The organism is Armatimonadota bacterium (assembly GCA_013359125.1).
Taxonomy (GTDB): domain Bacteria; phylum Armatimonadota; class Fimbriimonadia; order Fimbriimonadales; family GBS-DC; genus JABWCR01.
This window is the reverse complement of record JABWCR010000007.1, coordinates 82689-96776: the sequence shown is the minus strand read 5'-3', so window position 1 is coordinate 96776 and position 14088 is coordinate 82689. Positions and strand designations below refer to the sequence as shown.

Here is a 14088-nt window from a genome sequence, read left to right as displayed (position 1 = left end):
CAAAGGCCTGTTCAACGCGATCCAGCCCGACATGACGGTCGAGCAGCGGCTCTCTGTTACAAACGATCTGAAGGCGCTCTGGGAGGCGTCGCAAGAGCCCGAGATCCGGCTGATATACGCCCAAGGCCTGTTCAACGCGATCGCCATCGCCGTGCAAAACAGCGAACTCACTCAAATCGACTTGGAAAATCTAAAGGAATTGACTTCGCACGTGCAGGAGCACGCTGATCACCCCGACTGGCAGCCGGTTGTAGAACTGACTGGGCAACTGGTCGCGCATTTCACCTCGATGGCCGCGCAGCCAGACGACCCGGAGCCAGCGCCTTAACCTACTCGCCCTCCCTGGAGCGCATTGGCATCTGAAGGGGCCGCCGAGACGGCGGCGGTACTTTGACGGCGGTCATGATCTCATTGGGAGGGCGGGTGCGGAGGAATCGAAAGCGCGAACGGCTTCTTCAAAAAAAATGTAGCACAATTCTGAGCACGAATCAAACTGCCAGGCGATCTTGGGGATTGGCGGGGAAGTTTAGGTGGGGAACAATGGAACTATGCGGGCGGGCAATAGGCCCGCCCGCACGGTTCGCGCCAACTACCGACCAAAGTTGGTCAGCACGGTGGCCAGATCGGAGTCGTCGATCATCTGGTTCTGATCGATATCGCCGTAGAAGATATCGAAGAAGCTGTCGATGCTCTCCATACCTTCTTGAAGACGAATCTCGCGTCGCAAACCGACTAGCGACATGCCCACGATCTCAACCATGTATTGGCCGTCGGGCAGATCGGTCTCCAACAGCATGTTGCCGTCATCGTCCGGATCGCCCATCAGGGTGTCCATCTGCACGCCTCCGGATCCATACAAGTTGACTCGGAAGATCGAGTTGTTCGGATGGCGCCCCGCCAGATGAACGATCGTGCCTCGATTGTGCACGCCGAAAGCCAAATCCGTCTGGATGTCGTTGCACGGATCGAAGATCGGCGTGGTCCAACCGCCCGCAGCGTTCGACTGAACGGCAGGGCAGTTCTTGACCGGCTGATGGTGAGACCAACGAAAGTCTTCCAGACCCACGCGGATGCTCGCCGAATCGTCCTCAGCAACCGTCAGCCAATATCGAGTACCCGCTTGCTGGGTAAACGGCGGTACCAACTTGGCCGAGAAAAAGTAGACTCTCTGCTGTCGGCAATCGATCTTGCCGGTCCACTTGAAGTAGTCCGGCGTTACACAAGTCTGGTAAACAACCTGACCAGGAATGCATGCGCCCGCTGATCCCAACCGAATCTGAACCAGATAGCGGCGCTTGCCCTGGACGGGGTGAAAGACGTTGCCCCACCACGAAACGCGGGTGATCGGCCCGCTTCGGGTGCAGATCCAATCGTCCGCCGCGATGCGGCTCAACGGCGTCGGCGCGGTACAAGTCTGTACTCGCGACTCGCTGCTGGACAGCGGATACGTCCACGGCTGGCGATACTTCCAGGGAGAGAGTTGGGCTTCGGACCCAACTACGAACATCGACACGATGGCCAATGTGGCCAGTTTCTTCCAGTGTTGCATGTTGCTCAACCTCCGTTCCTTTTGCCCGTCTTGGGGCTTGGTTTTGGGGCGGCTTTGTTATCCTCGTCTGCCGCTCTCAAATATTATAATGCCAAATTTGCCAAGATGTAGCCGCCTGCCATAATTGCCAGGCGTGAAGACACAAATCCTCATTGTCGGCGGCTCTTTGGGCGGGGTTTCTGCCGCAATCGCAGCGGCCGAAATGGGGGTTGAAACTGTGCTGGCCGCCGATGGAAATTGGCTGGGCGGACAATTAACCTCGCAGGCCGTTCCGCCTGATGAAAATCAGTGGATAGAAACGGTCGGCTGCACGGCTCGGTATCAAAAGCTCCGGTCGCTGATCCGGGCCGCCTATCGCGCGATGCCGGAATACATCGGCGATGGCATGAACCCAGGAGGCGGATGGGTCTCTCGCCTCTGCTTCGAGCCTTTGGTCGGAGTACGAGTTATCGAGAATTGGCTCGCCGCCTTGCCTTCTCTAAAGGTCTTGAAGGGTCTGTTGCCAATTGAGGCTGAATCCATTGCCGATCGAGTTGCTTCTATCACCTTTATCGATGCAGAAGGGCGCATCACCGGCATCGAGGCGGACTACATCTTGGACGCCACCGAGACAGGCGATCTGTTGCCCATGGTCGGCGCCGAATATCGAGTCGGCGCAGAGGCGCGATCCGAAACCGGCGAACCAAATGCGCTGGAAACCGCCGACCCGACCGCTCAGCAAGCAATCACCTGGTGCATGGCGGTGCAATATGACCCAGCCTCCGACCACACCATAGAGAAGCCAAAGCAGTACGACTTTTGGCGCTCCTTTCAACCCTCCTTTTGGCCGGGGCCCTTGCTTAGCATGACGACGGCCGATCCCATCACTGGGCAAGCCAAAACATGGGAACCGATGGAGCTCTTCGACTACCGGCGCATTGTGGACGGAAGCCAGTGGAATCCGGCCCGACATTCGGCAACCATCCTCAACTGGCCGCAGAACGACTACTTCCTGGGCCCGATCGTCGATGTGGACGAAGAAACCCGAAAGGAAAGATCAGAAGGCGCGCGCCAGCTGACCCTCTCGCTGCTTTACTACTTGCAAACAGAACGGGGCATGACCGGCCTGCGTCCATGCGGCGATTTGACTGGGACATCGGACGGATTCGCCCAAGCGCCCTACATTCGCGAATCGCGACGAATAGTATCCCGCTTTACCGTGTTGCAGCAGCACATCGCAGGCGACCGTAATTCGGCTGAACATTTCCCCGACAGCGTCGGCATCGGCCATTATCGCATCGACCTGCATCCCCGATCGCCCATCCTGGGCTATCTGGACGTTGCCGCCCTGCCTTTCCAGATCCCCTTAGGCGCTTTGATTCCCGTTAGGTTGACAAACCTACTGCCCGCTTGCAAGAATATTGGGACGACGCACATTACCAACGGCTGTTACCGCCTGCACCCGGTCGAATGGAACATCGGCGAGGCATCCGGCGCCCTGGCCGCACATTGCTTTTTGTCCGATGTGCGCCCAGGCCAGGTGTACGAAGACAAGGGGCAGTTGGAGGGATTTCAGATTCTGCTGAGTTCCCAAGGGGTGAGAATGGGGTGGGTAGACTAACGGGGGAATTTTAGATGACCGATTACGGTAGGTTGAAGTCGCGCTGGGCAGACTGGAAGAGCAACTGGATAACTACCGAGCAGACCGCCCAGGCTTGCCAGAACTGGACAAGGACGCTATCGCGGAGTCTGTTATCAAGCGGCATTTAGTCGAGAAGTACGGCGTTACGGACATTCCAAACTCCCCTCGACCGATTCTCCGAATCGCCAATGAGAACAACCTCCTGGGCGGCAAGATAGAGTCGTGGATGGATTATGTGGACGCGAGAGTCGCAACGGCGCCAGCCTTTTTGGCCGACGCGATCCAACTATTCCGCGAAATGACCGGCGAATCACGGTGACCAAACCAAAGATCGATATTTCTCAGTCCCAATGGGAAATCTTGGCGCGCTTGCTGGAAGCGCACCTGCCTGGCACGCGGGTTTGGGCTTTCGGCTCCCGTGCAGAAGGAACAGCAAGAGCGAACTCTGACCTTGATCTAGTTGTCTTTTCCACGCCCGATCAGCGCAGAGCCGTCGGAGACCTGCGGGAAGCCTTAGAAGAAAGCAACTTGCCCTTTAGAGTGGATTTGCACGTGTGGGACGAGTTGCCCGCAAGATTCAGACGTCGCATTGAAAAGGCCCGCATCGACTTACAGGAGTCTTAATAGAGCCTTCGAATTATTCTCAATACTTCGCGCAATATCTAACAAAGAGGCAAGAGGGAGATGACTATGGGCGTTAGACAAAGTACAATCACGGCTCCGGTTTGGAGCGAGCCTGCGCGAGACACTCATTCTTTGTCGTTAAAGTTAAAGGTCGTCACCCCCCTGTTTGGCGGCGGCTATCAGGCGAGGGAGATTGACGACCTGAACGTCATTCGCCCAGCGGCGATACGGGGCCAACTGCGATACTGGTGGCGCGCGACGGCCGGGGCTAAGTTCAAGACCGCTGAAGAGATGTACGAGGCCGAGTGGCGCATTTGGGGCAGTGCCACGGAGACTAAGAAGAAAGAGGACGATCCGCCCAAGGGCGGCCCTTCAAAAGTGGGCGTCCGTGTTAAACTGACCGACCAGGGCAGCAAAAGAAAACTGAGCGAAGTCGTTCCAAGAAGTACTCCGCGAGAGGGACCGCGCGAGGGCTACTTCACCTTCCCCTTTCAAGAGCAGCGCGGCGACAACCCAGCGCCGGAAGCCTACTGCAGGATCGGGGTTCAGTTTGAACTGAGCCTCTGTATGGACGCTGAGTTAGATGAACAGACCCAGCAACAGATCGAGAACGCCGTCAAAGCGTGGATCGCCTTCGGAGGCGTCGGCGCCCGTACTCGACGAGGATGCGGCGCGCTTCAAGTAACGGAGGACAATTCCAAGACGTGGCTTCCACCGCCGGACGCTTCGGCGCGCGAGAAGTGGTTCAAGTCGTTGGTTTCTCCTGGCGACACGCTTGAGAATCTGCCCACTCTGACCGGAGGCAGAATCGTTCTGGGCGGGAGCCCACAGGATGCCAAGCAGTTATGGTCAAGCCTCGGCACATTTTGGGCAAGGTTCCGAAAAGGACAAGTAGGGAGAATCGAGTACTCGCCAATGAGCGGATCAAAGTGGAACGACTATGACAATTTAGACGCCCACCGACGCGGTTCGGCCATCTCGTTGGCCAAGCCTTACTTGGGTTTGCCCATCATCTTCCAGGACTTTAAGGATGGCAAGTTTCATGGAAATGTCGAAGCTGGCGAGTCTGGCCGCATGGCCTCGCCCATTATTGTGAAGCCGCTTGCCCTATCAAACGGCCATTTTCTTCCAATGGTCGCGGTTCTTAAGGCCCACAAGATAGACAAAGTTAAGATAAAAGATGATTTAGTTGACCTCCTGCCGCCCGCTAAAGAGGACCCAGTCATGAAAGAACTCTTCGCCCAGGATGTTTACGACAAAGAACTCTTGGCCCAGGATGTTTACGACGCTGTGATTGTTGCCGCAAAGGGACACGTCGGCACCGAGGTCGTCTCATTGTGACCCACCTCCTGGCAATCTCGATCGGTCCTGTTCAGGACTTCATTGCGGCAGGGCGCAAAACCGCCGACCTCAAGGCCGGCTCTCAACTCCTGGTCGATGTGGCAAAGGCAGTGGTTGACTTGCTTCCCAACAATGGCCTGATCTTCCCTTCATCAAAGGACGATGAACCGCCCAACAAAATCCTCTGCAAAGTGGATGGCGACCCGCAAGCGCTGGTCGCTCAGCTTCGCGAAGCTGCGCTAAAGACAGTTCAGAATCAATGGTCGTCCATGATGGAAGACAAGGCCATGAACAGAGTCAAGAGCGCCATCCGCGATGAATCTGTCGCAGACGATCAACTGAACAACTTCCTCGAGTTCTACGCCGCCTGGGTCCAAGAATCGGGCGACTACAAAACCGACCGCGAGCGCGTCGAAAAACTCCTGGCCGGGCGCAAGGCGACAAGAGAATTCGCCCTGCCCACCAGCAACGAGCGCGTTCCCAAAAGCCCGCTCGATCCGTCTCGAGACGGTATCTTCAAAGTCGGCGCAGGGTTTCGCCTGGTGGATAGCGCTTTAGGTTATCCTCTATGGCTCAAGCCCCGCGAGACGCTCGACGCGATCTCGGTCTTAAAGCGGTGGAAAGGACGCGCCTCAGACTCCGCCCCCTCCACCGCATCGATGGCGTTTAGGAGCATTAAACCCAAGCTCGATCAAATCAAGCCGCCAGAACTCGACCAAATGAGCAACCTTGCCCACGACCTGCCAGCTGGGATCGACTTGGGCGATCTCATGTTCCCCAGTCGCACCGATCAGGCGATAAAAGAGTTGGAAGAAAAAGTCGACATAATGCCGAACGAAGCGCTCGATCGTGCTCGGACTCTGCTATCCTATCATAAAGACCACACATTGGCTAATTGGCGCAAGGCGCTTCTGAGCGCCGTCGGCATCAAAGGCGAATGCCCGCCCTACTACGCCATCCTCGTCGCCGATGGGGACCGAATGGGCAAACGCATCAGCGAGATGGGTCGCGTCGAAGAGCATCAGGAATTCTCCAACAAGATCGCCGCGTTTGCAAACGGCGTTTCTGGCATTGTCGACAAACACCACGGCTTCACCGTCTATGCCGGTGGCGACGACGTGCTCGCATTGCTCCCTATCAACACCGCGCTCGATTGCGCAAACGAACTTCGGGAGAGCTTCAAAGCGACCGGCTGCACAATGTCGGCCGGCATCGCCATCGTCCATCACATGGAGAATCTTCATGTTTGTCTGGAATGGGCCAGAAAAACCGAAAAAGAGGCCAAGAAGGAACGCGACTCGGTCGCCATCGCCCTGCACACCCGCGGCGGCGAGGCCCATACCGTCGCCACCAAATGGGACGATCTGTCAGCCTGGACCAAATGGATCCAAGCCTTCGACCCGAGCAAAAAAGAACTCGCCAGAGGCTTTCCCTACGAGCTCCGCAATCTGACCCGAGAAGCCAAAGACACCGCTCTTGGCTCCAACAAAACTGTCCTGCTCGAAGAAGGCAAGCGCATCATCGAACGAAAAGAAGGCGGCCAGTCGACGCTCCTAGAGGACAAGTGGTTCAATGATGCCGAAACGCTTGAAACATTCTCAAAACTCCTCATCATTGCGCGATTCCTGGCTGAGTACTACCAATGGAAGGTCAAATGAAGACAGTTGAGACAAGAGCCGTCGATCCCCTGCTCTTTGGCGACGGACGGCCGTTTGGAAACGAGCACGGCGCCCTGGCCGCCCGGAGCCTGCCTGTGCCCAACCCAGGCACATTGGCCGGTTTCGTCCGAACTCAAGTCGGCAACCAAGCAGGATGGGATTGGGCGGCAGACGGCAAAGAAAAGGCGCTCCAAGTAGCCGTCCACGGACCGATACTGAAGCGAAACGGTCAGTTCGCCTTTAAGGCCCCGGCCGATGCCGTTATCTTCAAAAAGGATGGCGAGCAAGAACCAAAAGTCATGTGCCTGCGCCCAAAGGAACTGGCGCCAGGCGAAGGCATGAACCTGCCCAACGGCCTTCTGCCGCTGGAAGTAACCGACAACGAAAAGCCCCAGACCGACTACAACTTCTGGTCGCACAGCGATATGCTCCAATGGCTCTGTCATTCGCATGGAGCAAACTTCCTTGTTCCAGAAAAGATAGTCGGCCTCCCAACCGAAGAGCGCGTCCGCATCGCGATCGAAAATGGCGTCGCCAAGGAGGGCGCGTTCTTTACGGTCGAGCGCCGCGCGTTCGAATCGTACGATTGGAACGGAAACGGGCACGAGGATTGGACCCTTGTCGCCAAGGTCGCAACAGACCAAGCTCTGAAAGGCGGCGGCAACCTAGGCGGCGAAAGAAGGCTTGCGACCATCCAAGAGAACGCAGAGTGGCCCGCGTTTCCACAAGAATTGGAGGAGGCTCTGTGCAATACCCAGAACCTAAGACTAATACTGGCGACGCCGGCAGTCTTTCAGCACGGCTGGCTGCCAGAGTGGGTAAAGACAGGGATCGAAGGAATCCCAGTCAAAATCGTCTCTGCCGCCGTGCCCCGCCGCCACTCGGCCACAGGTTGGAACTTGGTCCAAAAAGAGTTTGGCCCCAAAAAAGTCAAATGGATGGCGCCGGCCGGCTCCGTCTACTTTCTCAAAATCGAAAACGGAAGCGCGCTCGAACTTGCCAAGAAGCTCTGGCTCAAGCCCGTAAGCGACGATGACCAGGACAAGCGCGACGGCTACGGATTAGCCTTGTGGGGAGTATGGAACTACGCGGAAGGAGATAGCAATGATTAATGCAAAGATTGTCTACTGCCATGCTTTGACGCCGGTGCATTCGGGCACGGGCCAAGCCGTCGCCGTTATCGACCTGCCCATCGCCCGAGAAAAAGCGACGGGCTTCCCCATCATTCCGGCATCCAGTTTCAAAGGAGTCCTGCGCGACCATTTCAACGGAGAATCTTGGTGCGATTGGGCGTTTGGAAGGGCGCCTAGAGAAGGCGACGACAAAGACCAAGGCCAAGGCGGCGCCATCACCTTTACCGATCTTCGAATCCTGTGCCTGCCGGTCCGAAGCTTCTACGGCACATTCGCCTATGTAACTTGCCCTTTGATCTTGACGCGGATGAAGCGCGACTTAGACGCCTTGGGCGCAACCGCGCCGTTTAGCGACTGGCCGAACGTTCAAGACGGCAACGACCAAATGCGCGCGGCTCTCACTGCCAACTCCGTGCTCAAACACACCGACAACAAAGTCTATCTCGAAGACCTCGACCTGATTCCGTTCGGTACAGGCTCAGACGCGGTAGCAAAAGCAATTGGGAACGCCGTGTTTGACAAAGAGATTGAGGAGGCCGACTTCATCAGTCGATTCGCCATCGTCTCAAACGCGACGTTCGACTTCCTCAGCGAGACGGCGACGGAAATCTCTGCAAGAGTATCGCTCGAAACAGACACCAAGACGGTAAAAAAGGGCCAACTTTGGTACGAGGAGGCCGTACCGGCCGAAACGATCTTCTATGGCTTGCTAGTCCAAGGACAACCTAGCGATCAGCATGGCCTGCATCAGCTCCAAGTCAACAAACCCATCCAAATCGGCGGCAATGCCACGGTCGGGCGCGGCCTCTGCCGGGTGGTGATTAAATGAAGACCCGCGCCCAGCAAGATATGGAACTCGCGCTAAAACTGGTTCAGCAGGTTGCCGAGAAGTATCCAAACCAAGATGACAAACCGCGCAAAATCTACGGCGGGCTCTGCCACAGCTTCCCGGTTCTCGTTCGTACTTGCGGTCTCTGCCAGGCGTTGGCATTCTTGGAAGACAAGGCGACAACAGAAAAGAGCGAGGACGAGCGCGCCGACGCCCACAGACTCCTCTTGGACCACATCGCAAAGATAATGAGTAAGGAAGATCGCGGATCGCTTATGGCGACCGTGCGCGGAGGCTCTGCGCTCGACTACCTTCACTACACCCGCCGAATTCTCTCCGTCTGGATCTACTTCAAACGATTCGCCGTTTCCATTCTCAAGGTCAAGAACGCGCAGGAGGCACAAAGTGACGCAGGCGAGACGTAGCGCGCTAATGGAACTAAAGAATTCACACCACGCCGGACTCTGGCTGACCCGGTATCTATCCGAACACAAAACCAAAGATACCGAAGAGCGCAACAAGAGCGAAGTCCCGGAGGAAACGCACCTCAATGCCGCCGTCAACATTGCCGCATCCGACGCCTATAAGCGAGCGTTCCAACGATGGCAAGCCTTGCATCCACACCCGCTCAAACTCACCCTCGCCTCCTCCCTTGCCATCGGCCTCGGCAACGAAAGCCCCTTGGAGATCGGCCTCACGCTCCACCACACCTATGGCGTGCCGGTCATCCCCGGTTCGGCGATCAAAGGCATGTGCCGACGAGCCGCCGAGACGCTAAAAGCCCAAGGCCTAATTAACGATGAGCAATTCTACTGCCTGTTCGGTCGAACCAAAGACAACGGCGGCCAGGACGAGGCGGGCGCCGCCGTCTTCTACGATGCTTGGTACGATCCCGGCTCTGTCGAAGGCAAACCGCTCCACCGCGATGTGATCACCGTCCACCATCAGAAGTACTACGACAGCAAAGGCAACACGCCGCCCACCGACTTTGACGATCCCATCCCGGTCCCGTTCATCGTCGTCAAAAAAAGCGCTCGGTTCCTTTTCGCTCTCGATGCGCTCGATGACGGTTGGAGAACCTTTGCCAACGAGCTCTTGAAATGGAGCCTGATCAACCTGGGCGTCGGCGGCAAAACCAACGCCGGATATGGCTACTTTGAAGATTCGAGCAGCCCTAGCGCCTCTCAGCACACGATCTCAAGCCAGACCGAAACATGGGAGGGCGTTACCCTAACTCTCAATCCTGGCTCGGGCACGATGAAAGCGACCCACGAAGGTCGAACGGCTGAGGCCCACGGAAGCCATGCCCAAGACCTGCAGCAAGCTCTGTCTGATGAACGGCAAGAACAGTTTCGTCAGACTAAGAAACTCACCGCCGACATCGAAGTGGAGATCACAGGCAACCAGCGTCGAATAATCGCCATCAGACCGCAATGAAACTCCTAACCTGCCTGGGAACAGGAAGTTATGGCCAGGTTACCTACACTTGGGGAGAGAAGGATGCAGAAACTTGCTTCTTTCCCTTGGCAATCTCGAAGTGGTTGAAACCGAAACAGATCTTCGTCCTATTGACCGATGCAGCGGCCCAGCACAAAAACTGGACGAATCTGAAGAGTTCCCTGCCAAACGCTCACTCCGTCTGCATCCCAGACGGCAAAAACGAAAGCGAATACTGGGAGATCTTCCAAGCCATTTCTAGTTGTGTAGAAGAAGGCGACGAATTCGTCTTCGATATCACTCATGGATTCAGATCGATTCCGCTTCTGGCGTTTCTCGCTTCGGCTTACTTGCGCAGCGCCAAGTCGATGAGACTGCAGCATGTGCTGTACGGAGCTTACGAAGCCAGAACAAGCGACCAGGGGAAAGAGCGCGCCCCGGTCTTCGATCTCGCGCCGTTTCTGACGCTGCTAGATTGGACTTACGCGGCGAGACACTTTCAAAGCTCTGGCGACGCCAGACCGCTATCCGGTCTCATAAAAACCAGAGACAAAGACTTATGGAATCGGGTCGACGATCCGACTCAATTTCAGCAGATGCCCAGATCTCTCGCTAGCCTAGCCGACAGCCTTAACCGCCTGTCACAAGCGCTGCTGACGGTTCGACAAGACGAGATTCCAAAGGCCGTGCAAGCCCTTGACGGCGCCGTAGAAAAGGCGACTGACGAGGTAGAAAGGTGGGCTTCGCCGTTCGTCCTGATAACCAAAAAGATAGCTCAAAGCTACGCAGATTTCTCATCCGACTCTCTGCAAGCCCAATTGAAGTGGGTCCATTGGTATGCGGATAACGGTCACATTCTTCAGGCAATCAGCTTAGCCAGGGAATGGCTGGTCAGCCTGGCGCAATCGCGCCTGCCAGGAAAGAGCGACCGACAATACACGCAGGACCTGCTCAACAAAATTGTCGACAAGAAAAAACAAAAGGACGCGGATAAACCGACCAAGGATGATACGGAACTCTCAAAATTGATGCCTATCGCAGACATATGGGACAGTATCAGAGCCTTGAGAAACGACCTGGCCCATTGCGGCTTTGGTCGAAACCCTGTATCAAGCGACGAGGCGATCGCACAGATCAAAAAGGCGATCAATGACTTGTCGAGCCTCACCCATAGTCAGTAACATTGTCCAGTCGAGAATCCAACCTCCCCAATCGCTTCGCGATGGGGAGTGAATCTAAGAATGCCAGCCAGTTCCCATCTAACAGTTCTGCCGCGCTATCCCCTCCGATAGTCCGCCCTCATAATCTCGGTCCATGTGCCGTCCGGCTGCTGAGCGTATGCGGTCAGCGTGCGGTGGTCGTCGGTAATGAATTCGATCACGTCCTTGTATCGAGAGAGCTCGCCCGGCTTTTCGAAGTTCGGACCGTCGGCCTGCAGTTCCAACGCTTTGCCATCGGCGCGCAATTTGCCGTCGTAAATCCAGAACCAGTCCATCATCGACCCCAGCCAAGATCCTACATATCGCCCTCGCGTCGGGTCATAGCCCAGCGTCATCACGGTGATCCCGTGCGTGCCATCCGGCATGGTGCCCTCGCCCTCGCAGATCGCCCAGATGCCGCCAACCATTTTAACCTTTTCGCGTCCTGTCAGCTTGGAGCCATCGGGACCTGGCCCTTCGATCGTCCACTCGCCTTCCAGCCTCTGAAGCCACTTGTGCTCTTCTCGAATCTCAGCTTCCATATCATCCTCCTAGGCCGGGATTGTATCACAAACTAGAACGGCGCCAATGGCAGACGCAGGCCGACGAAAAAGTAGCCTTTGTTCTGGCCGGTATTAAAGCCATAGCCCAGTTGGACGATGTCGTCCAGACCTGAGACGACCAGGCCGACGCCAACCGTGTTCAGGTTGTCCGAACCGGCGGGCAACATCGCGACGTTTAGCCCAACGCCGAACCGAAAGAAGCGATTGGCCTGCACGGACGCTCGGCTGCCTTCCGGTTTGTAGAGCCAACTGTAGGAGGGCGCTATACGAAATCGGGTCAGATTGTTCGCGCCCGTCTGCGTCTGGGCAAAGATCGGCAAGATGACGGACTTTGTATGGGGCAGCACTTGATACATGGCCAATTGATAGCTTTGCAGCATCGATTCTGGCTTGTCGTCGGAACCATAGGTCATCTTGATGACGACGCTATCGCCCGGGCTGCGGTTTCCGGCAGTCAAGAGCGAAAGAGACGCGCTGGTCGGGATCGAATCGATAGAATGCTTCTTGACCGCATCGGCAAATTGAAGAAGCTCGGTGTCGATACGGTCGAGCACGGGCTGCAGGCCGATCTCGGACAACAAACTGACCAGCTCGTTCTTGGCCTTGTCGATAACCTTCGTTGGCAGGTTGAGGGCTTGCAGTTGAGCGGCCTTTTCCTTAAGAACGGAGAGCGCTTCGTCCGACTGCCCCAACAAGCCCTGAAGCGATGCGCCGAACTGCCCAATGATTTCGATCACCGTCATGTAGCGAAGGCGCGCGTCCGACCAAGAGCCGGATTTAGCGGCGGATTGAATCGCAATGATTTCGGCTTCGAATTGCTTGATCAGGTTGCTCAGCGCTGTTACATCGGCCTTCAATGCATGGCTGGAACTATCTGCCAGTTGGACGATTTCCGCTATGATCGTCGCAGCCTCTTTCAGTTCGGACAAAGATAAGACATTGGAGGCCGCTTTGTCAACCTTGTGTCGCAGATTTTGCCAAGTTTGGCGCAAGTAGCCGTCCAGGTCTTCGATCTTTCGCTCTTTGATCGCGTTTTCGAGGTCGTTGAGCTTTGACCAATCGCTTGCGCTGGGCACGACCCATCTCTCGATTCGAACAGGGTCGATCGGCGCAATGGTATCGAATCCTGGCAGGTGGACGGGGGTCGAGACGCCGCCGCGAACGACGAAAGCCCCGGCGCGTACAAAAGTTCCATTCGGAAGTTCGGCCATCAGACTGCGAGTTAGGTCTTGCGCAAGCCGTTCGGCCAGTTCTAATACGGCGGTATAGATCGTCAGGTCGTCTTGTCCCGCCAGGTTAGCGATGAGCGCTTCAAACTCAGCTCCAAGCCGAGGGTCCGCCGCGAGCGTCGCATCGATGGCGCCTGCGGATTGTGCAAGGCCGGCCAATGCCTCTGATAGAGCGTTGACCTCTCGAATCGTCGCACGTTGCGGATCGTATCGTTCGGCAAGCGGTCTGAGTTTTGCCAATGCTTCCCTGCCCTGTTTGGCCGCCGAGTTCAAACTGCTTGCAGAATCGATCAATTTGGTCAGGTTAGGAGAATCGCCCGCTATTCTCTTCTTCAACTCGTCTCGATCGATCGCAACCTCGATCGTGCTGTTGATATCGACGATCGCCAACGGCTTGGAGATCGAATGGCGGCGATTGTCCTCATCCACCTCGGTCAGCGACAACTGCCCTTGCAAATCGAAGCACAGCGCGAACAAAAGGAGCAGGCCTGCCGTTCTAAGCATCGATCTCTCCCGTGTCCATTGCCGCCGTGTTCCACGCCCGCCATGCCTTCACGCGGTCAGCGGCAACCGATGGATCCAAAGACGAACCTGCATCGAACAGAAACGCGATCCGATCGTGGAGCGAAGTCAACAGAGACGGATACTCCTTTGTCGGATCGAAGGTCTTTGCCACATCGGGCGTCGCCGGCAACGATGCGACCATGTTCCATATGTGCTCCCGATTGGGCGCCTGTACGACCAGTTTGTACGATGCGCCTGCATAGAACTGCGCCGTTTTAACGAAATTGTCCGCCGTTGCGCCCTTGCCAAACACCATGAAGAGGATGTAGCCGTGCTCGAGCAGGGTGCGCAGCTCTTCTTGCGCGTGCTCCTTGTTCTCCGAAAGTTTCATCTGTAGTCCA

14 protein-coding genes and 1 pseudogene are annotated in these 14088 nt (G+C 56.4%); 11 read left to right on the top strand and 4 right to left on the bottom strand.

What is annotated here, in order from left to right; genetic code table 11:
• A partial coding sequence (locus tag HUU60_05350) for a hypothetical protein (GenBank protein NUL82137.1) occupies positions 1 to 328 on the top strand: 328 nt, incomplete at its 5' end.
• 261 nt (positions 329 to 589) lie between these two features.
• Here the strand turns inward: HUU60_05350 and HUU60_05345 are convergent.
• Complete coding sequence (locus HUU60_05345) at positions 590 to 1549, bottom strand: hypothetical protein (protein NUL82136.1); 960 nt, start codon at positions 1547 to 1549, stop codon at positions 590 to 592.
• Between the two features lie 124 nt (positions 1550 to 1673).
• Here HUU60_05345 and HUU60_05340 point away from each other — a divergent pair, with 124 nt between their 5' ends.
• From HUU60_05340 to HUU60_05295, 10 genes and pseudogenes are all read left to right on the top strand, one after another.
• The gene (locus HUU60_05340) at positions 1674 to 3149 is read left to right on the top strand and encodes an FAD-dependent oxidoreductase (protein ID NUL82135.1); all 1476 of its coding nucleotides are present in this window, start codon (positions 1674 to 1676) and stop codon (positions 3147 to 3149) included.
• A 14-nt stretch (positions 3150 to 3163) separates the two neighbouring features.
• Positions 3164 to 3489, top strand: a pseudogene (locus HUU60_05335) (nucleotidyltransferase).
• Positions 3486 to 3794: a nucleotidyltransferase domain-containing protein gene (locus tag HUU60_05330; GenBank protein ID NUL82134.1), complete on the top strand. Its 309-nt coding sequence runs from the start codon at positions 3486 to 3488 to the stop codon at positions 3792 to 3794. The pseudogene HUU60_05335 and the gene HUU60_05330 overlap by 4 nt, the downstream one beginning before the upstream one ends.
• Before the next feature lie 66 nt (positions 3795 to 3860).
• Entirely contained in the window at positions 3861 to 5135 is a 1275-nt protein-coding gene (gene cmr1, locus HUU60_05325; protein NUL82133.1) for a type III-B CRISPR module RAMP protein Cmr1, read from the top strand.
• Positions 5132 to 6793 (top strand): type III-B CRISPR-associated protein Cas10/Cmr2, encoded by a 1662-nt coding sequence (cas10, locus tag HUU60_05320; GenBank protein ID NUL82132.1) that lies wholly within the window; start codon positions 5132 to 5134, stop codon positions 6791 to 6793. The genes cmr1 and cas10 overlap by 4 nt, the downstream gene beginning before the upstream one ends.
• Complete coding sequence (cmr3, locus tag HUU60_05315) at positions 6790 to 7905, top strand: type III-B CRISPR module-associated protein Cmr3 (GenBank protein NUL82131.1); 1116 nt, start codon at positions 6790 to 6792, stop codon at positions 7903 to 7905. Before cas10 ends, cmr3 begins: the two co-directional genes overlap by 4 nt.
• A complete protein-coding gene (cmr4, locus tag HUU60_05310; GenBank protein NUL82130.1) occupies positions 7898 to 8755 on the top strand; it encodes a type III-B CRISPR module RAMP protein Cmr4 in 858 nt (285 codons plus the stop codon). Before cmr3 ends, cmr4 begins: the two co-directional genes overlap by 8 nt.
• Positions 8752 to 9180 carry a type III-B CRISPR module-associated protein Cmr5 gene (gene cmr5, locus HUU60_05305; GenBank protein NUL82129.1) on the top strand — a complete coding sequence of 143 codons (429 nt, stop codon included), beginning with the start codon at positions 8752 to 8754 and terminating at the stop codon, positions 9178 to 9180. Before cmr4 ends, cmr5 begins: the two co-directional genes overlap by 4 nt.
• 7 nt (positions 9181 to 9187) lie before the next feature.
• Entirely contained in the window at positions 9188 to 10192 is a 1005-nt protein-coding gene (cmr6, locus tag HUU60_05300; GenBank protein NUL82128.1) for a type III-B CRISPR module RAMP protein Cmr6, read from the top strand.
• Positions 10189 to 11373, top strand: coding sequence for a TIGR02221 family CRISPR-associated protein (locus HUU60_05295; protein ID NUL82127.1), 1185 nt, complete (start codon positions 10189 to 10191; stop codon positions 11371 to 11373). Before cmr6 ends, HUU60_05295 begins: the two co-directional genes overlap by 4 nt.
• A gap of 95 nt (positions 11374 to 11468) precedes the next feature.
• Here HUU60_05295 and HUU60_05290 read toward each other — a convergent pair whose 3' ends face one another.
• Genes HUU60_05290 through HUU60_05280 form a run of 3 tightly spaced genes read right to left on the bottom strand, consistent with a single transcriptional unit; the run spans position 11469 to position 14078 of the window.
• A complete protein-coding gene (locus tag HUU60_05290; GenBank protein ID NUL82126.1) occupies positions 11469 to 11933 on the bottom strand; it encodes a DUF1579 domain-containing protein in 465 nt (154 codons plus the stop codon).
• A 32-nt stretch (positions 11934 to 11965) separates the two neighbouring features.
• Entirely contained in the window at positions 11966 to 13687 is a 1722-nt protein-coding gene (locus tag HUU60_05285) for a hypothetical protein (protein NUL82125.1), read from the bottom strand.
• Complete coding sequence (locus HUU60_05280) at positions 13680 to 14078, bottom strand: hypothetical protein (GenBank protein ID NUL82124.1); 399 nt, start codon at positions 14076 to 14078, stop codon at positions 13680 to 13682. The genes HUU60_05285 and HUU60_05280 overlap by 8 nt, the downstream gene beginning before the upstream one ends.
• Positions 14079 to 14088: the final 10 nt, after the last annotated feature.

Excerpts from the sequence above, each read along its gene's own strand:
- HUU60_05345 (NUL82136.1), bottom strand. The coding sequence starts at position 1,549 with ATGCAACACTGGAAGAAACTGGCCACATTGGCCATCGTGTCGATGTTC.
- cmr1 (NUL82133.1), top strand. The coding sequence starts at position 3,861 with ATGGGCGTTAGACAAAGTACAATCACGGCTCCGGTTTGGAGCGAGCCT.
- cmr3 (NUL82131.1), top strand. The coding sequence starts at position 6,790 with ATGAAGACAGTTGAGACAAGAGCCGTCGATCCCCTGCTCTTTGGCGAC.
- cmr4 (NUL82130.1), top strand. The coding sequence starts at position 7,898 with ATGATTAATGCAAAGATTGTCTACTGCCATGCTTTGACGCCGGTGCAT.
- cmr5 (NUL82129.1), top strand. The coding sequence starts at position 8,752 with ATGAAGACCCGCGCCCAGCAAGATATGGAACTCGCGCTAAAACTGGTT.
- cmr6 (NUL82128.1), top strand. The coding sequence starts at position 9,188 with ATGGAACTAAAGAATTCACACCACGCCGGACTCTGGCTGACCCGGTAT.
- HUU60_05295 (NUL82127.1), top strand. The coding sequence starts at position 10,189 with ATGAAACTCCTAACCTGCCTGGGAACAGGAAGTTATGGCCAGGTTACC.
- HUU60_05290 (NUL82126.1), bottom strand. The coding sequence starts at position 11,933 with ATGGAAGCTGAGATTCGAGAAGAGCACAAGTGGCTTCAGAGGCTGGAA.
- HUU60_05285 (NUL82125.1), bottom strand. The coding sequence starts at position 13,687 with ATGCTTAGAACGGCAGGCCTGCTCCTTTTGTTCGCGCTGTGCTTCGAT.
- HUU60_05280 (NUL82124.1), bottom strand. The coding sequence starts at position 14,078 with ATGAAACTTTCGGAGAACAAGGAGCACGCGCAAGAAGAGCTGCGCACC.